This window comes from Paucidesulfovibrio longus DSM 6739 (genome assembly GCF_000420485.1).
In the GTDB taxonomy this organism is placed as follows: Bacteria; Desulfobacterota; Desulfovibrionia; order Desulfovibrionales; family Desulfovibrionaceae; genus Paucidesulfovibrio; species Paucidesulfovibrio longus.
The window spans coordinates 92484-107242 of sequence record NZ_ATVA01000019.1 but is presented as its reverse complement, the minus strand read 5'-3'; the positions used below and the strand labels follow the sequence as shown (position 1 = coordinate 107242).

Sequence of the window (14759 nt, the reverse complement as noted above, 5' to 3'; positions counted from 1 at the left end):
ATCTATCGCTCCGTACGCTGCCGCAGAACCCGGCCGGGGTTGCCCGCGACAACGCTGTAGGGGGGCACATCCCGCGTGACCACGCTTGCGGCTCCGAGGATGGAGCCCCTTCCTATGCGTACGCCGGGGAGGACGACAACGTCGAACCCGAACCATACGTCGTCCTCCACATGCACGGGCTTCCATTCCAGGCCCTGCTCGCGCATGGGAATGTCCGTTTTGTCGTGAGTGTGGGCTGATGTGACGATCTTGCTGCCAGCCCCGATCATGACGTCGCTCCCGATGGTCAACCCGCCGCCGCCTCCAAGGAAGCAGCCGGTATTCAACGTCACGTTGTCGCCGAAGGTAATTCCCCCCGGATGCTTGATCGTCACTCCATCGTGGATGGTCAGGTTGCGCCCCGCGGCTTTGCAGAACCGGGAGTAGAGGCGACCGCGCAAGCGGGCGGCCCACGAGAACGAGAGGTACTTCAGCCAGGCCTGAACAACAAAGAAGAGACGATCCGAGGCCTTCAAGTTTCGCATTATTCCCCCTTGTCCCGAGCGGCGATAACGCCTTGGAGGAACGGAGTCATTTCTGAGAACGGGAAAACATGTTCGCCTTCATGGTAGGTGAAGGTGATGCGCGGATCCCCGTCGAGTCGCAGCGCATTCTGCGATGCATGCGTCAGACATTCGCTTCCGTAGGGGTAGCCTTCCTGCTTGCCCCAGGAGAAGAGCATACGGGTTTTCCCTTGGAGCAGAATGGCCCGGACGCGTTCCGGCGCGAGCAGCTTGTTCCAGAGGTCGGGGATGATGATCTGGCCGATGTTGTCGAGGGGCATCCGGCGTAAAAGAGTGCTGTATCCCGAGGCCACCACGGCAAAGTCGGGGTGGGAGAGCAGCGTGGCGATCAATGTCGCTTCCCCGCCTTGGGAGAGGCCGACGCAACCGACCAAAGGATGATGCGCCCGGATCAATTGAAGGAAGGCCATGGCTTCGGTGATGTGCGTGGCGCTGTATGGGTAGCCGTCGTTCAGCAGGCCGGGCACGAAAACATACCGTGAGTAGCGCTTCACCCCATCGTGGATGGCCCGCGCACCATGGTTCGGCTTGATGAGCACGTAGACGTCGAACCACTGTCGGAGATAGCTCGCCACGTCACCGTGGTACCCGTTCCCTCTTCGGATTTCCCAGGCCTGGTCGTCGCCGCTTCCCGGAATGATCAGCACGCCGCCTCGGCTTGCGCCGCCGGTCGGGGGGAGATGGTATGCATATGCCTCATGGGGGCGGCCGTCGCAGCGGAACCGCAACCGAAGGACATCGTCGGCAAGAGCCTCCGCGTCCTCAATCCGCAACGACGGACCGTCCAGGAAGGACTCGGATGTGACGAGGCGCATTTCGTCAATGCGGGCGGCAAGGTCGTCCATGGATCGAACAGGTGCCAGGAGCAAGGGCACGGCAGGCAAAGGCTCGTCGAAGAGCAACGGAAGCACGATTTGTTGCGGGTTACTGGCCCCTTCGGCCCAGGAGCGCGTGCCAAAATCTTCGGGCAGGATGGACCGCTTGATTTCCACGATGGCCCGAAACAACGGCGTGTTGTAGGCCGCCGAGGCAAGCCCGAAGGCGAAAGCCGCGGCCAGGAGAAGGGCGCCAAGAAAAGAGAGAATGATTCTTCGGCGGTTCATGGATGCGAGGGCGAAGGCTCATCGTCCGCAAGGGGATACGCAGAACCGACAGAGCCCGGGTTTGCATCGGCTGCGTTTCGTCGTGCCTTTCGCAGATAGGTACGCCCCAAGAATCCTTCCTCCATGTAGTACATCTTCCAGTGGTCGCAATGCGTGCAGGGGGGGCAGTCTTCAAGGTTGCCGTCGAGATGCTTTTCGCGAAGCCGTTGGTAGGCTGCCGAGGTCCAGATGTCGTGGATGTCTGATTTGGAAGCGTCACCAAGCGGAGAGCCGTCCACAAGCCTTGTCCAGTCGTGGTTGCAGACAGCAACGGTGCCGTTCCAATAGACCGCGATGTCGGTGAAGGGCTTTCTGCAGGGCTTACGCTCTTCGAAGTTCGGCAGTTCTTCGCCGATGCTTCCGGGGTTCCCGTCCGAGCTGTGCTCCGTGTACACCCGGACGCGGTCGGCCCGGTCGGTCCAGTAGTCGATGAAGCGGTCCATGCCGGGACGGTGGGCCTTCGTCTGGACGGAGGATATCTGGACAAGGGTCGGCGCGTCGAGCTGATCACGCCGGGCAATGAAATGCCGCACGTTGCGCATGGCTTTTTCCAGGTCGCCACCTTTTCTGGAGGCGTTGTAGAGCGCCGGTTCAAGCGTATCAAGCGAGAAGGAGATGAAGTCGATGCCCAGCGCCAGAAGTCTGTCTGCCGCTTCCGTCGTCAAAAGCGCCGCGTTGGAAGTGAACTGGAGTTCTCCGGAGAGCCGTTGGCGGGCGTGGCGCAGGATTTCTTCCCATTCCGGGTGCAGCAGGCTCTCTCCCCGGAAAAAGGGTACGAGCGCATGGCAATCATGTTCGCTCATCTCGTCGATGAGCCGTTTGGCCAACGCGACGTCCATGAAGCCGCGCGAGCGTTCCATCAGCTTGCGCGGGCAGAAGGTGCAACTGAGGTTGCAGATGTTGGTCAATTCCAGCGTCACCCGGACAGGGAAGGCGCCAGCGTCGACGGAAAAAGGTGTTCCGGTTGCGTTCATCTGCTTGCCTCGGCTGCGAATTCGGACCTCTGCCCTGCCGTCCGTGGCGAATCTGCTGCCATGTCAGACAACCTTCCAATGAGGGCGTTTCATGAAAATATCGCGGGCTTCGTCAAACTCCCGCGCGGTGATGGCCAGAGGGCGGACCTTGCGGTTGATCTTCTGCTCGGTGATGCGGCGCAGGTCTTCGAGCTTGTCGCGGTTCACGTCCCCCACGAGCAGCACGTCGATGATGCCGGAGTCCCTGCCCTGGGCGTAGTCGTCCAGGATGTAGACTTCCTCCACCTTCCCCAGGCTGGCCATGATCTCGTCCATGAGCTGGTCGATGCCGAAGGTCTTGCGCACGATGGAGCTGATTTCCGGGAAGAAAGGATGGCGGGGGTTGGCCCGGAAAAAGACGGATCGGCCATTTTGCTCCCGTTCGAGGTACCCGGCGCTGGTCAGGCTGTCCAGCTCGCCTTTGATGGCGTTCGGCGATACATCGAACTCGCCCGCCAGTTCGCGCAGATAGCAGGAGACTTGCGGGTTGAGGAAAAGCTTCATCAAGAGCTTGATGCGCGTTTTCGATGTGAACAGCTCGGTAAGCATGACCAAGTTCGTACAGAAAAATTGAACGATAAGCAAGTGGGATTGGCATTGAATCTGACTGCGTTTCGGCGGCATAACCAGCCTCCGCCCTTGCTCAAGTTGCTTTTCCAGCACCAAGCGTGTACTGAGGCAGCTTGAAAAAAAGCACCGATCAAGCCCATCGTGAGGTTACGTGATGATCTCGGTAGTGAACCGCATATTCGGCGCAAACGATGCCGATACGCCCCGACTGGGTCTGCGCGTTGACTGGAAAACCCTTCTGGCGGCCTGTCTGCTCGCCTGGCTCGTCAACTTCCTCTTGCGGATGATCGACCTCTCCGCGTGGGGGCATCCCGGTCTTTTCGTGAACGACGGCCATATCATGGGCACGCACGACACCTATTACTGGCTGGCTGCCGCGAGCGGTGTCCGCGGAACCTACAACTCGGAAATGCATATTCTTTTGCGTGGTGTTTCCGTCCTCTTCGGCGGAAATCTCGTCAACGCCGCCTTTTTCGGTCCGGTATTGCTGGCCGGGCTGGTGGGGGCTGTGGGGGCGCTGTGGGGATGGCTGCTTGGCGGGCGCAATGGCGCGTGGTTGGCGGGCCTGCTTTCGGGGTTGGCGCCCGGATTTTACCGCCGTACGAGGCTCGGTTATTACGATACAGACCTCATGACCCTGCTCATGCCGCTTTTGGCGGGGTTTCTGTTGGCCCTCCTGCTGCGCAAATATATCCGTCCGTCTTGGCGGACCGTGGAGCAGGAGCCTGCTGCCTGGGGACTTCGCGACGCACTCGCCGCAGTGGGATTCGGCATGCTCGCGCGATGCGGATGGTGGTTCCACCAGGATATTTTTTCTTACTATGTAGTCATCGCCTGGCTTGCCGCGGCCCTGGCGATTGTCGGCGGTGTGCGCGGCGCGCGCGGCGCGGCTTTGTGGCAGATCGCACTGTTCGGCATGGCCGCGCTGTGGGGACGGGAAGGAACCGGGCTGAGCAGGGCGCTCGCCGGCTTTGCCCCGCTTTTTGCCTTGGTGCTCGCCCTGGGAGTGGGGCTTTTGCCCGCAGCCCCGCGACGGCGTGTGATTTCTCTTCCCGTAGGCGCGGCAGTCCTGTGCTTGGTCGCTTTGCTGGGCAATTTTGTTCTCGGCCCGCTGGATCTGATCTGGTCCCAGCTCGCCCCCTACTTCAAGCCCGTGGCGGACGGCGTGGCAGCGGGAGTGGCCGGAGTGACCCCGCCCACGTATCCGGCCGTGGCCCAGAGCATCATCGAGGCCGAAAACGTCGGGCTCGCCGCCATTTTCATGCGGCTCGGCCCGTTCAGCTGGCTGGCTCCCTTCGGAATCATCGGCCTGATCTGGGTGGTATTGCGCCGCCCCGCGGCCGTGCTGCTCCTGCCGCTGCTCGGCCTGGGCCTCGCGGGCTGGAAGCTCGGCGTGCGCTTCACCATGTTCGGCGGTCCCGCGGTGGCCATCGGCCTGGCCGTGCCGCTGGCTTGGGGCATGGAGCGCCTGGTGCGGGCAAAAAATCTGCGCGCCTGGTACGTCCCTGCCTCGCAGATCGCCATCGGCCTGGCCATCGTCGCGGGCCTTGCCTTCCAGTACAAGTCCCTGCCGCTGACCCCGGTCATCGACAAGCCGCACGGCGAGGCCCTGGTGGCCCTGGGCGAGAGAGCCCCGGAAGGAAGCACCGTCTGGACCTGGTGGGACTACGGCTACGCGACCCAGTTCTACGCCGGGCGCATGACCCCCTCGGACGGCGGCCAGCACGCCGGGCGCTACATTTACCCCACGGCTCTGGCCCTGGTTTCGGATTCGCTCCGGCAGTCCGCAGGAATCATCAAGTACGCCGCCCTGCACGGCGGCGATCCCTCCGGGGAATGGGACGCCATGGGCGCGCAGGCGGCGCGGGCGCAGGTCGAGAGCCTGCGCACCGAGGACGTGCCCGCGCCGGACAAGCCGCAATATCTCGTGGTGCCCTGGGCGGACATGCGCATTACCAAGTGGATCAGCTTTTTCGGCTCCTGGCGGCTGGACACGGGAGCCGCGCCGGAAGGGTATCGCAGCCAGCGCGTGACCACGGCCTTTCAGCTCGACCCGCGCCGGGGCTTGCTCGTGCCCGCCGACGGCAGGCCGCCGATCCCCGTGAGCAGCGTGGACGTGCTCGACGGCGGCGACTACAAGCACCACGATTTCCTGCAGAACCTCGGCGCGCCGCATCTGGTCGTGAACAAGGGGCAGCAGGACACCTACCTCATGGACGAATCCCTTTACAGCAGCACCCTGGTGCGCCTGCTCGTGGGCAATCCGGATGATCCCGCCATCAGCGAGCATTTCCAGCTGGTGGTCGAGGGCTCGCCCCACGTGCGCATTTATCGGGTCAAATAGAAGGGAATCCGCCTCTCAGCGGAGATCGTCCAGAAATCCGCTTTGCCGCACGGCGCGGGCCGCGAGTTCGTGGCCCGCGCCGTTCCAGTGCGCATCCTGCGCGAATTCAAAACGACCGCCCGTGAGCGCGTGTTCCGCCCGGAAGAGCGGCTGCATGTCGATCACGCCAAAACCGAGACGCCGCGCCTTGACCATGAACTCGCGGCGCATTTGCGCGAAGTAGCTGTCGTCGGTTTGGGGGGCGTAAGCCGGATCGTAGAGCCGGGGCCGCACGCCGTCCACGACGAAGAGCATCCGCCCGGCGGGCAGGCCCGTCTCCTGCGGAAGCAGGCGCAGAAATTCATCCACGGCCATGCGCGAAAGGCGCAGCCGCTCGGCATCGATCCTGGCCGAGGTCTGGCCGACATACCGCTCGTCCCGTCCGGAGCCGAACAGGCCGAGCACCCGCGCGGGAACGTCCTGCACCCGCGCGTTGGTCAGCAGGTAGAGGGCCAGTCGGGAATGGCGCGCCAGCCGCGTCGTCCAGGAAGGCTCGTAGTCCCTGCGGACCAGCTCCAGCTTTCCGTTCCGTTCACTGAAATAGTGGAAGCCGGGCATTTGCGCATAGCGGAAAAGGGATTCGTCGAAGTCGTTGCCCACCACCACGAAGATGAGCTTGTCCGCATGAAAGGTCGAACAGGCGTAGCGAGCGTAGGCGAGATACTGGGACAGCGGCGCGCCGGAGGCCGCGAAGCTGTAAACCCGGCCGCGTCCTTGCAGGTCCGAGGCCAGTCTGGCCTGAAGCGTTTCCTTGGAGGGGACCATGACCGCTTCGACGTAGCTGTCTCCGATGACGGCGGCCAGCGGGGTCGGGGCGTCCGGAAGATAGTCGAGGTCGTTGACGAATCCGCAGTTGTTGGTGTGCACGCGGTTGACCAGGGCGAAGTCCGGCCCCCGCGACCAGACCGAATCGCGGTTCGGTTCGAAATGATAGACGGGCGAGTCCGCGTTCACGGGCTGGGTGTGCAGCCCCTCGTTGACGGGCAGCAGACGCAGGGCGCCTTCCAGCAGGAGGAGGGTCAGGAACAGGCCGAAGGCAATGGCCGCGATGTCGGCGAACAGGGATTTCATGGGCGCAGGCCGGGAAGCGAGGCTGCGGAAATGATCGGGTCAGCCGCGCGCCCGCCCTGGGCCGCGAGCACGAAAAAGGGGCGGGAAACCCCGCCCCTGAGAAAGCATCGGGCCGCGCTTATTCGCAGACCTTCCATTGTCCGTCTTCCTTGACCATGGAGATCTTCTCGTCCATGTCGTCGGTCTTTTCGTCGTCCGGTCCCTTGGCCTTGATGGTGCCGCTCACGTGGACCGTGGCGCTGTCGCCTTTTTCCTCGACGACCTCGTACTTCAGCCCGGAAAAGTCGAATTCGTACTGCTTGAGTTCCTTGGCGATCTCGTCGATGAGCTCCTGGGGAGGCATCTCGTCGAGCATCTTCTTGCAGAAATTGTCGGACGCCGTCTTGAAGTCGCCGCTGACAGTGGCCTCCAACGCGCTTTGCGCGGCCTTTTCAGGGCCGGGGCCGCCGCATCCCACGAGAAGGGCGCTGAAAAGAAAAAGGACCGCAGCCAGGTTGAAGGCTTTGCGCAACATATCACGTCACCTCGTTGTTCCGGTTGGGTGGGAGAATCCCACGAATGGTCGCATCACTTGGTTTCCTAGCTTTGCGTATACGATACGTCAAGCGGAGTCGCAGGTTCGGGAGGCCGTCTTTTGCCCCCGGAGCGCAATTTCTGCGCGAGAGAAAAGCAAGGGGTGGAATTAACTCTTTTATTTTAGCGTGTTGCTCGTGGCACGTGGGTTGCTATCATCTTCGCATGATTCAACGCGCAGCAAGGGTGGAACGGAATATGACCGGTGTCGAATCCGGCGGGACAGGGCGGCACGCTCCTTTCGGCCCCTGTCCTGCCGGGCGCTTTTTGGGGCGGATATGCCGAATCCTGCTGCTGTCCGTTATGCTTTCGTGCGTCCTGCCGGGAACGTCCCTGACAGCGCGGGCCATCGGCGCGCGGCAATACGTGGCGGAGCAGGACGTGGCGGAGCAGAACGAGGGCGGGCAGGCCGATGCGGCGGAGCAGCGTCCGTCCAAGGACGCTGGCGGCGGCTCCGGCAAGCCGCAGGCGGCCGGGGAGGTGATCATCCGCGGCACCTTGGGCACGGGCGCGCGCGTCATGGAGCAGCAGCCGGAGAGCGGCGGGCAGGGGCGCGAGGCGCAAAAAAAGCCCGGCTCCCAAGAGAGCCGGGCGGTCGATCAGCCCCGTCGCCAGTGACGGAGCTTCGGCTCAGGCATTCACGGAATAGCCGTTTCCCGCACCGGAGAACACGTCCTCCGTGGCGGTTTCCGTCTTCCGCACAAGGTCGTACCCGAATTTCGCAGCCATGTAGCGCAGCGGCGCCAGGTTGCCGGTCGCTTTCATCAGATCCATGAGGGTTTCCACACCGACCTTGGCCGTCGTGTCAAAGGGATTGGCTTCGCGAAGCATGGTGGAATAAGGCTTCCCGATTTCCTCTGCGATGACCTTGGCCGGCTTTCCGCCTTCAAGAATGCTCTGCTGGATGATGCGGGTAAGATCGTAAGCGTGCATGACATACACTCCTTCCGGTTTGCCTCAGCCGGGAGTCGGAATATCAATGCTAATCAAGAAGCGTGCCTGGGCGTATTCTCAAGCCCTGCGGCGGTCGCCGCAGGTTGAGTCTGCGCCCGAACGCGAAAAAAGACGCGAAATGCGTCTTTTTTGGCGCTGCCTGGGCGCGGATTTCGCCCGGCCTGCGGCGGCTACTTGCCGTCCTTGATCAGCCGCTTGGCGATGGCCAGGTCGTAGAGAGCCAGCGGATTGCGGTCCGGGCTGCGCTCGCGATAGAGTTCGGAGGCGGCTTCGATGACGTCGAAGGGCAGCCACTCGTGGCGCTCCCAGACTTCGGGATGCGCGGCGTTCCAAAGCCGGAACTGGACCTGGCCGTCTACCTCGCGCACGTACATGCGCGTGGTCGTGTCCTGCATGGACGGAAGATAGTAAAGTCCCAGATCGTCCTTCATGGTCGTTCCTCGTTCCTGTCGGTTTTGTGGCTTCGTCCCGGCGCGGGCTAGATCCGCACCGGGCGTCTGCGCAGCACGGTGCGCCCGTCCTCGCGCCGGACCTCAAGGCCGATTCCGGCGAGAACCTTGTCCAGGGAGCGTCCGAGCAGAAATTCCAAGGCGTCCGGGCTGATTCCGGACTTTTCCGAAATGGCCTTGCGAAGCTCGGCATCGTAGGCGAGAAGTGCGCCCACCGCTTCGAGCGCGTCCTTGTCGCCTTCGGCGATGCGTCGCGCCAGGCTGGTCAGGCGGCGGGGGGAGCAGCGCTCGTCGTGGTCCTCGATCAGCTCCAGCAGGGGGTGCCCCTCCGGCAGCAGGTCGCGGCGGCCGATGCGCTCCTTGTCGTAGACGGCCTTGAGCCGTTCGTCGTTCTCGCAGAGCTGGGCGCGGCATTCCACGGGCCTGTTCTCGTAGATGCCGCAGGCCCGGTTTTTCTCGTCGAAGAATATGCAGGTCGCGGAATCCGGGGCCGAACGGATCTTGATGATCTCCTCGACCAGGGGTACGACCTTGCCGAGGGGCTGGTCATAGACCATTTCGCCCACCCGCAGGGTGGTCAGCTTTTCCATGGGCAGGACGCCGCCCACGAGTCCGGCGTCCTCGTCGTGCAGGGCGGGGCCGCCCTTGCCGCAGCAGATGCCGCAGCGGCGGCAGCCGGTGGTGGTCTCGCGTTCGATCATGTGCTCTCCCGCCGGTCAGGTTTGCGGAAAATTCCGGTCCCGGCAGGGGGGAGGGATACCCTGCCGTGGCCGCCAAGGCAAGAGGGCCGTCACAGGGGGGGGCAAAGGACCGGGGCGGCGATTGATTATAAGCGGAGACGCCGCGTTTCCGGGGATTTTGGGTTGACAAAGAACTCCCGATGTCCTTAAAAGTGTTGGCAGCTTGTGCTATTTGTCACAGGTTTTCAGAGCGCGACCGCACGCCCATCGGCCTGCGGGCGTTCTCGTCATAGCACGGAAAGATGCCCGGACGCCCCGCCCCATAAGCGGGAGGCCCATCCGGACGCGCTATCGGTGATGAGGGTAGTAACTTAATCCAAACGTTATGGAGGTTAAGGGAATGGCGAAACACAAAACCCCCTTGTTGGACCAGCTGGAAAGCGGCCCGTGGCCCAGCTTTGTGTCCGACATTAAGCAGGAGTGTGACAGCAGAGCCAAGAACGAGAAGGGGATCGAGTTCCAGATCCCCGCCGACTGCCCGGACGACCTGCTGGGCGTGCTTGAGCTCTCCTACAAAGACGGTGAGACCCACTGGAAGCACGGCGGCATCGTCGGCGTTTTCGGTTACGGCGGCGGCGTCATCGGTCGTTACTGCGACCAGCCTGAGATGTTCCCCGGCGTGGCCCACTTCCACACCGTGCGCGTGAACCAGCCCTCCGGCAAATTCTACACCACCGAATTCCTCCGTCAGCTCTGCGACCTCTGGGAGTTCCGCGGCTCCGGTCTGACCAACATGCATGGCGCCACCGGCGACATCGTGTTCATCGGCACCACCACCCCGCAGCTCGAAGAGATCTTCTTTGAACTGACCCACAACCTGAACACCGACCTCGGCGGTTCCGGTTCCAACCTGCGTACGCCGGCCACCTGCATGGGCATGTCCCGCTGCGAGTTCGCCTGCTACGACACCCAGGCCCTCTGCTACGACATGACGAACGAGTACCAGGACGAGCTGCACCGCCCGGCCTTCCCGTACAAGTTCAAGTTCAAGTTCGACGGCTGCCCGAACGGCTGCGTGGCCTCCATCGCCCGTTCCGACTTCTCCGTCATCGGCACCTGGCGCGACGCGATCCGCATCGACCAGAAGGCCGTTGCCGGCTACGTCGGCGGCGAGATCGCCCCGAACGCCGGTGCCCACGCGGGCCGCGACTGGGGCAAGTTCGACATCCAGAAGGAAGTCATCGACCTGTGCCCGTCCGAGTGCATGTCCTACGAGGGTGGCAAGCTGGCCATCAACGACAAGGAATGCGTCCGCTGCATGCACTGCATCAACACCATGCCGCAGGCTCTGCGCATCGGTAACGATCGCGGCGCCTCCATCTTCGTCGGCGCCAAGGCTCCGATCCTCGACGGTGCGCAGATGGGCTCCCTGCTCGTCCCGTTCGTCAAGGTCGATGCCGACAACGAGTACCGCGAGATCAAGGACGTCGTCGAAGGCATCTGGGATCTGTGGATGGAAGAAGGCAAGAACCGCGAGCGTCTTGGCGAAACCATGAAACGCATGGGCTTCAACAAGATCATCGAAGCGGCCGGTGTCCCCTTCGATTCGCGTCAGGTGCAGGAACCCCGCACCAACCCCTACATCTTCTGGAAGGCCGAAGATGTGGAAGGCGGCTGGGATCGCGACATCTCCGACTACAGAAAACGCCACAAGCTGTAAAAGGGAGGAAAAGACATGGCTTTTATCTCTTCTGGATACAATCCCGCGAAACCGATGGAAAACCGTATCACGGACATCGGGCCGCGCCACTTCACGGATTTTCTGCCGCCGGTCATCAAGAAGAACTTCGGCAAATGGCTTTATCACGAGATCCTCGAGCCCGGCGTGCTCATGCACAAGGCCGAGTCCGGTGATGAAGTCTACACCGTCCGCTGCGGCGGCGCCCGTCTGATGACGGTCACGCACATCCGCGAGATCTGCGACGTTGCCGACAAGTTCGCCGACGGCCACCTGCGTTTCACCACCCGCAACAACATTGAGTTCATGCTCGAGTCCAAGGACAAAGCGCTTGAGCTCAAGAAGTACCTCAACGCGCAGAAGTTCGAGGGCGGATCCTACAAGTTCCCCGTGGGCGGCACCGGTGCTGGCGTGACCAACATCGTGCACACCCAGGGCTGGGTCCACTGCCACACTCCCGCCACCGACGCCTCCGGTACCGTCAAGGCTACCATGGACGTGGTGTTCGAGGAGTTCCAGAACATGCGTCTGCCCGCTCCGGTGCGCATCTCCATGGCCTGCTGCCTGAACATGTGCGGCGCCGTGCACTGCTCCGACATCGCCATCCTGGGCATCCACCGCAAGCCGCCGATGATCGACAACAAGATCCTCGACAACCTCTGCGAAGTGCCCCTGGCCGTCGCTGCCTGCCCCACCGGCGCCATCCGCCCGACCAAGATCGAGATCGACGGTCAGAAGTACAACACCGTCGCGGTCAAGGAAGAGCGCTGCATGTTCTGCGGCAACTGCTACACCATGTGCCCGGCCATGCCCCTGGCCGACAAAGAGGGTGACGGCATCGCGCTGATGGTTGGCGGCAAGATCTCCAACCGCATCACGAAGCCCGCCTTCTCCAAGGTCGTGGTTCCGTTCATCCCGAACGAGCCGCCCCGTTGGCCCACGATGACCGCGGTCATCAAGAAGATCCTGGATGCCTACTCCGCGGACGCCCGCAAGTACGAGCGCCTCGGCGACTGGGCCACCCGTATCGGTTGGGAGCGCTTCTTCGAGAAGTGCGATCTGGAGTTCTCCGAGCACCTGATCGACGACTTCCGCGATCCCGCCTACTACACCTGGCGCCAGACCACCCAGTTCAAGTTCTAGGACTGACTGGCTGAAATTAAGGGCGCGGAGCCCACAAAGCTCCGCGCCCTACAACAACAAAGGAGAGGGCTATGGCGCTCGATTTGGCCACCGCTAAAGAACAGATCATCGACTTCATCCATTCCAAGTCCAGCAGCAAGTCGAAGTTCTACTTCAACGATTTTACGAAGCTCTTCCCGGACGAGAAGGCCCGCGACGTCAAGAAAGTCCTGACCGCTCTGGTCAACGACGGCGTGATGATCTTCTGGTCCTCCGGCAGCACCACCATGTACGGTCTGGCCGGCGAGGGCAAACAGACCGCCGGTGAGGGTGAAGGCTAGCCTCACCCGTTCCCGTCGTGTCACAAGGGCCTTGTCCATACCTCTGGGCAAGGCTTTTCCTGTTCCATGGCTCCCCAGCTTCGAGGCTGCCTTTTGACGCCGAACACCGAACGCACCGTATTTCCGAGACTCGTCCTGGCCGGCCTTTCCGGCGGGGCGGGCAAGACCATCGTCAGTCTCGGCCTCGCCCGCGCCTGGGCCGACGCCGGGCTCCGCGTCAAGCCTTTCAAGAAGGGGCCTGATTACATCGATGCGACCTGGCTCGGCCTAGCCGCCCGCAATCCCTGCACCAATCTCGATCCCGGCCTGATGGAGCGCGACCCGCTCGCCGCGCTGTTTCTGGAAAAGGCCCAGGGAGCGGATATCAGCCTCGTGGAGGGCAACAGGGGGCTGTTCGACGGCAAGGACGTGACCGGCTCCTGCTCGACGGCGGAACTGGCCCGAACCCTGCGCGCGCCCGTGGCCCTGGTGATCGACTGCACCAAGATGACCCGCACAGTGGCCGCCATCGTCCAGGGCTGCGCCTCCTTCGAGCCGGACATCGCCCTGGCCGGGGTCATCCTCAACCGCACCGCCGGGGAACGCCACCGCAGCCTGCTCCGCCGGGCCATCGAGGAATACACGGACGTGACCGTGCTGGGCGCGCTGCCCAAGCTCAAGCAGAACCCCATTCCAGAACGGCACATGGGCCTCTGGTCCGACCGCGAGCTGGACGGCGACAGCGACGCGGCCCTGGGCGAGCTCGGCCGGACCATGGCCGATTGCCTCGACCTGGAGCGCCTGCGCGACGAAGCAGGCTCCGCCCCTGTCCTGCCAAGGCCGGACGTGGACATCTGGCCCCGGCCGGAGCCCGGCCCCAAGCCCGCTATCGGCTACGTGCACGATGCCGCGCTTTGGTTCTACTACCCGGAAAACCTCGAGGCCCTGGAACGCGCCGGAGCCCGGCTCGTGCGCCTCAGCCTGCTCGACGACGCGCCCTGGCCGGAGCTGCACGGGCTCTATCTCGGAGGCGGCTTCCCGGAGACCCTGGCCGAACGGCTGGCCGCCAACCAGGCGCGGCGGGAGGCCGTGCGCGGACTTGTCTTCGCGGGGCTCCCGGTTTATGCCGAGTGCGGCGGGTTCATGTATCTTTGCGAGCGGCTCGAATACGAGGGCCGCTCCTGGCCCATGGCCGGGGTGTTCCCCCTGGAAACGGGCTTTTGCGAGCGTCCCCAGGGCCTGGGCTACACCGAGGCCGAAGTGCGGGAGCAAACGCCATTCTTCGAGGTCGGCGACATCGTGCGGGGACATGAATTCCACTACTCGCGCTGCGTCCGCCCGGGCGGCGCGGAGAGCCTGCGTTTCGCGCTGCGCATGCTGCGCGGCAACGGCATGCTCGATGGACGCGACGGGCTGCGCAGTCAGCGAACCCATGCGGGCTACAACCATATTTTCGCTTTGGGCACGCCGCAATGGGCTCCCAATTTCGTTCGCGCCGCGCGCGCCTACATGCTGCAAACCTCAGGAGAAGACGAATGAAACGAATCCTCACGCCGCTGCTTTGCCTCGCTGTCGCGGCCTTTTTGTCCCTGCCCGCGCTTTCCCAGGCCCAGGACGCACCCGCCGCCGACCCGGCCAAGCCGGTGCGCGTGAACATCATGACCACCGCCGGAAACATCGTGCTGGAACTCTGGCCCGACAAGGCTCCGAAGACCGTGGAGAACTTTCTGCGCTACGCCAGGTCCGGCCATTACGAAGGCACCATTTTCCACAGGGTCATCAGCAACTTCATGATCCAGGCCGGCGGCTTCGACGAGAATCTTCGTCCGAAGCGCGCGGAGTTCCCGCCCATCGTCAACGAGGCGGACAACGGACTGAAGAACCGGACCTACACCGTGGCCATGGCCCGGACCATGGAACCCCATTCCGCCACGGCCGAATTCTTCATCAACGTGAACGACAACAACCCCTTGAACTTCCGCTCCAAGACCCAGGACGGCTGGGGCTACTGCGTGTTCGGCGAGGTCTACGCGGGCAAGAACGTGGTCGAAAAGATCCGGACCACTCCGGTGCGCCCGCAGGGCCGCCCGCCGTTCGCCAACGTGCCCGTGACGCCCATCGTCATCAAGCGCGTCACCGTCCTGGAGTAGCGTCCGCTTTCCACAACATGACAAAATCGAT

16 protein-coding genes are annotated in these 14759 nt (G+C 63.2%); 7 read left to right on the top strand and 9 right to left on the bottom strand.

Going from position 1 to position 14759, the window contains the following annotated elements; translation table 11 throughout:
• Positions 1 to 2: 2 nt before the first annotated feature.
• From G452_RS0117085 to G452_RS0117070, 4 genes are all read right to left on the bottom strand, one after another.
• On the bottom strand, positions 3 to 524 hold the full coding sequence (locus G452_RS0117085) for an acyltransferase (protein WP_027189368.1): 522 nt from the start codon (positions 522 to 524) through the stop codon (positions 3 to 5).
• On the bottom strand, positions 524 to 1666 hold the full coding sequence (locus tag G452_RS0117080) for a hypothetical protein (protein WP_022663483.1): 1143 nt from the start codon (positions 1664 to 1666) through the stop codon (positions 524 to 526). Before G452_RS0117080 ends, G452_RS0117085 begins: the two co-directional genes overlap by 1 nt.
• Positions 1663 to 2679, bottom strand: coding sequence for a radical SAM protein (locus G452_RS20215; protein WP_022663482.1), 1017 nt, complete (start codon positions 2677 to 2679; stop codon positions 1663 to 1665). Before G452_RS20215 ends, G452_RS0117080 begins: the two co-directional genes overlap by 4 nt.
• Positions 2680 to 2742: 63 nt before the next feature.
• Positions 2743 to 3267, bottom strand: coding sequence for a winged helix-turn-helix domain-containing protein (locus G452_RS0117070; protein ID WP_022663481.1), 525 nt, complete (start codon positions 3265 to 3267; stop codon positions 2743 to 2745).
• A gap of 175 nt (positions 3268 to 3442) precedes the next feature.
• Between G452_RS0117070 and G452_RS0117065 the strand changes: the two genes are divergently transcribed.
• Complete coding sequence (locus G452_RS0117065; RefSeq protein WP_022663480.1) at positions 3443 to 5632, top strand: STT3 domain-containing protein; 2190 nt, start codon at positions 3443 to 3445, stop codon at positions 5630 to 5632.
• A 15-nt stretch (positions 5633 to 5647) separates the two neighbouring features.
• Here the strand turns inward: G452_RS0117065 and G452_RS0117060 are convergent, their stop codons facing one another.
• Both G452_RS0117060 and G452_RS0117055 read right to left on the bottom strand, forming a co-directional pair.
• Positions 5648 to 6742, bottom strand: coding sequence for a hypothetical protein (locus G452_RS0117060; RefSeq protein WP_022663479.1), 1095 nt, complete (start codon positions 6740 to 6742; stop codon positions 5648 to 5650).
• Positions 6743 to 6860: 118 nt separating this feature from the next.
• Complete coding sequence (locus tag G452_RS0117055) at positions 6861 to 7256, bottom strand: Rv0361 family membrane protein (RefSeq protein ID WP_022663478.1); 396 nt, start codon at positions 7254 to 7256, stop codon at positions 6861 to 6863.
• A gap of 362 nt (positions 7257 to 7618) precedes the next feature.
• On the opposite strand from G452_RS0117055, the gene G452_RS0117050 reads away from it, so the two are divergent.
• Positions 7619 to 7933 carry a hypothetical protein gene (locus G452_RS0117050; protein ID WP_027189367.1) on the top strand — a complete coding sequence of 105 codons (315 nt, stop codon included), beginning with the start codon at positions 7619 to 7621 and terminating at the stop codon, positions 7931 to 7933.
• A 12-nt stretch (positions 7934 to 7945) separates the two neighbouring features.
• On the opposite strand, the gene G452_RS20210 is transcribed toward G452_RS0117050, so the two are convergent.
• The 3 genes from G452_RS20210 to G452_RS0117035 all read right to left on the bottom strand — a co-directional run bounded on the left by G452_RS20210 (position 7946) and on the right by G452_RS0117035 (position 9419).
• Complete coding sequence (locus G452_RS20210; protein WP_051142095.1) at positions 7946 to 8248, bottom strand: phage regulatory CII family protein; 303 nt, start codon at positions 8246 to 8248, stop codon at positions 7946 to 7948.
• 191 nt (positions 8249 to 8439) lie between these two features.
• On the bottom strand, positions 8440 to 8700 hold the full coding sequence (locus tag G452_RS0117040; RefSeq protein WP_022663477.1) for a hypothetical protein: 261 nt from the start codon (positions 8698 to 8700) through the stop codon (positions 8440 to 8442).
• Positions 8701 to 8747: 47 nt separating this feature from the next.
• On the bottom strand, positions 8748 to 9419 hold the full coding sequence (locus G452_RS0117035; RefSeq protein WP_022663476.1) for a YkgJ family cysteine cluster protein: 672 nt from the start codon (positions 9417 to 9419) through the stop codon (positions 8748 to 8750).
• Between the two features lie 379 nt (positions 9420 to 9798).
• Between G452_RS0117035 and dsrA the strand changes: the two genes are divergently transcribed.
• The 5 genes from dsrA (at position 9799) to G452_RS0117010 (ending at position 14728) form a co-directional block, all read left to right on the top strand.
• On the top strand, positions 9799 to 11118 hold the full coding sequence (dsrA, locus tag G452_RS0117030; RefSeq protein ID WP_022663475.1) for a dissimilatory-type sulfite reductase subunit alpha: 1320 nt from the start codon (positions 9799 to 9801) through the stop codon (positions 11116 to 11118).
• A gap of 15 nt (positions 11119 to 11133) precedes the next feature.
• Positions 11134 to 12279 carry a dissimilatory-type sulfite reductase subunit beta gene (gene dsrB / locus G452_RS0117025; protein ID WP_022663474.1) on the top strand — a complete coding sequence of 382 codons (1146 nt, stop codon included), beginning with the start codon at positions 11134 to 11136 and terminating at the stop codon, positions 12277 to 12279.
• 71 nt (positions 12280 to 12350) lie between these two features.
• A complete protein-coding gene (locus tag G452_RS0117020) occupies positions 12351 to 12599 on the top strand; it encodes a dissimilatory sulfite reductase D family protein (RefSeq protein ID WP_022663473.1) in 249 nt (82 codons plus the stop codon).
• Between the two features lie 93 nt (positions 12600 to 12692).
• Positions 12693 to 14117 (top strand): cobyrinate a,c-diamide synthase, encoded by a 1425-nt coding sequence (locus G452_RS0117015; RefSeq protein WP_027189366.1) that lies wholly within the window; start codon positions 12693 to 12695, stop codon positions 14115 to 14117.
• Positions 14114 to 14728 (top strand): peptidylprolyl isomerase, encoded by a 615-nt coding sequence (locus G452_RS0117010; protein WP_022663471.1) that lies wholly within the window; start codon positions 14114 to 14116, stop codon positions 14726 to 14728. Before G452_RS0117015 ends, G452_RS0117010 begins: the two co-directional genes overlap by 4 nt.
• The last annotated feature ends 31 nt before the right edge of the window (positions 14729 to 14759 follow it).